The following is a 2,448-nucleotide window of genomic DNA, read 5'->3' as shown; positions in this document are numbered from 1 at the left end:
AATTTACTATCCGCCATATGGCGGATACAAAGATGTTGAACTAAAGCGCCGATACCGGCGCTAGCTAAGGGCCTACCTTAACTTAGTAGAGAAAACTTTTTCTCACCAAATTTCTCTACTATGACACCATTACGTCAAAAAATGATCCATTGGATGGAGCGCAAGAATTACAGTGCTTCGACGATCAAATGTTATGTGACTGCCGTATCAGTAATGGCCAGACACTTTGGAAGATGCCCGAGTAAACTGAGCGAATCGGATGTGGCGGATTATTTACATTATGTGACCACCTCGAAGAGTTACAGTTCCAGTAGTTTGAACGGGATTTACAGTGGCATTAAGCTATTCTGGGAAAACATTCTGGAGCGTTTGTGGAATGTAAGACGGCTACCTCGACCGAAGCGAGCCAAAGTTCTACCGGAGATATTGTCTGTTGAGGAAGTAAGGAGCCTGATAGAGGCAACGAATAATCAGAAGCACAAGTCCATACTACGGATGCTTTATAGTACGGGGCTACGCATGGGCGAGTTGGTCAAGCTTAAGCCATCGGATATTGATTCTCATCGAATGGTGGTTCGGGTGCAACAGGGCAAAGGCAAAAAGGATCGCTATACGATATTGACACAGGCCATGCTGGCTCAGTTGCGAGATTATTGGCGAGGTTATCGCCCGCTAGTATATTTATTTGAAGGTAGGACTCCGGGCCAGGCGATTAGTGGTCGAACGGTACAACAAGTGTTTAAGAAGTGCATGAAAAAAGCCGGAATAAGACGGCAAGTAGGAGTCCATGTACTACGTCATTGCTTTGCCACCCACTTATTAGATGCGGGAGTAGATACTCTGACGATTAAGAGCATGATGGGCCATGTCAATCTATCGACTACGGCCCGTTATATCCATGTACAGAACAAGCGCCTGGAAAAGGTCCCGGATCTATTATCACAGTGGTGAGATGAGGTCCAGCTACGAGGTGGCTGATGTTTTCCGATTAGGTATGGAATCTTATCAGCGCCACCGTCGCTTATCAGCTAGGCAACTTAAAGTGGTACGGGATATTCAGGATTGTCGTACGGGTGCCTTGGGCGGGCATATTGATGCTTGTGATGCGTGCGGACATGTTCGGATCAGTTACAACAGTTGCCGGAACAGTCACTGTCCCAAGTGTCAATCCATGGCCCGGGAAGTGTGGCTGGAAAAACGACGAGCCGAGTTATTACCAGTGCGGTATTTTCATTTGGTTTTTACCTTACCTAGTGAACTACACGATCTGGTGCGTTACAATGAACGACTGGCTTATAATCAACTATTTAGATTAGCCTGGGAATCGCTCTGTAGCTTGACGGCGGATAAAAAATACTTGGGAGCCACTACCGGTATGGTAGCCGTATTGCATACCTGGGGACAAAATTTACATTATCATCCTCACATACATTGTCTGATCCCGGCCGGTGGTCTGACCAAAGAGGGTAAATGGAAGGAGGCCCGGAAAAATTACCTGGTATCAGTAAAAGCCTTATCCATATTATTCCGTGCCAAGTACATCAGTTTTTTGCGTCGAGCTCATCGGCAGGGGCAACTAAAGATGGGCGGCTTATGTGCGCAATGGTCATCCCTCCATCAAATGAATCAATTGTTGGAATGTGTATATCGAAAGGATTGGGTGGTATATGCCAAAGCGCCTTTTGGAGGCCCGGAGCATGCACTGAACTATCTGGGGCGCTACGTAAAACGCGTAGCGATCAGCAATGACCGGATACTGAAAGTGGACGAAGAGCAAAGACGGGTGAGCTTCCGTTGGCGAGATTATGCTGATGGGAATAAGTCCAAAGTAATGAGCCTGAGTTGTGAAGAGTTCATTCGTCGATTTTTACAACATATTTTGCCTAAGAGGTTCAGTAAGGTGCGCTACTACGGATTGATGGCCAACCGGGACAAGACTAAGCGGCTGAGCTTATGCTTCAAGGCCATGGGGCATGTTTTTCAACCTAAAAAAGTCGACATCAATTGGCAGGAGAGACTGTATCAACTTACTGGTATAGATCCCAACTTCTGTCCTTGCTGTCAGCAAGGCCGGATGTACATCTTTATGGTATTGTTGCCTAGCAGAGCTCCTCCTACTTCTTGTCCGCCAACAAACACAAAGTAAGCCCTTGAATAAATAAGATACTGAAGCCTCAAGCAGGTCTTCAACAGGTACACTATTGCCTGCCAGGATCAAAACCCCAAAAATCATCGGTGATGGCTCTTGTCTACCCCAATGAATGGCCGTATTTTAACACCTTGAACGGAGCAAAGTCACTCAGAGCGTTAACTACCTGGCTTATGCAAGACAGATGAATCAGATACTTTGCCCATAATAGTCTCGTGTGACGGGCACCTTCGTCCAACGTGTCCGTTAAGCGAAAGCTCCGCTTGGGCTACGCCTTCGGTTAACGGACTTAATGTTGG

Annotated in this window: 2 protein-coding genes; both read left to right on the top strand. The window is 46.7% G+C overall.

The genetic code is table 11. From position 1 onward, the window contains the following. Window positions 1–120 precede the first annotated feature (120 nt). The gene (locus CRP01_RS41580) at window positions 121–951 is read left to right on the top strand and encodes a tyrosine-type recombinase/integrase (protein WP_099156017.1); all 831 of its coding nucleotides are present in this window, start codon (window positions 121–123) and stop codon (window positions 949–951) included. A 1-nt stretch (window position 952) separates the two neighbouring features. Then, window positions 953–2,146, top strand: a complete 1,194-nt coding sequence (locus CRP01_RS41575) for an IS91 family transposase (RefSeq protein WP_170110766.1) — start codon at window positions 953–955, stop codon at window positions 2,144–2,146. Window positions 2,147–2,448: the final 302 nt, after the last annotated feature.

It is taken from the genome of Flavilitoribacter nigricans DSM 23189 = NBRC 102662 (genome assembly GCF_002646595.1).
In the GTDB taxonomy this organism is placed as follows: domain Bacteria; phylum Bacteroidota; class Bacteroidia; order Chitinophagales; family Saprospiraceae; genus Flavilitoribacter; species Flavilitoribacter nigricans.
Note: the sequence above shows the minus strand (reverse complement) of the source record. Positions and strands in the feature narration are given on the sequence as shown.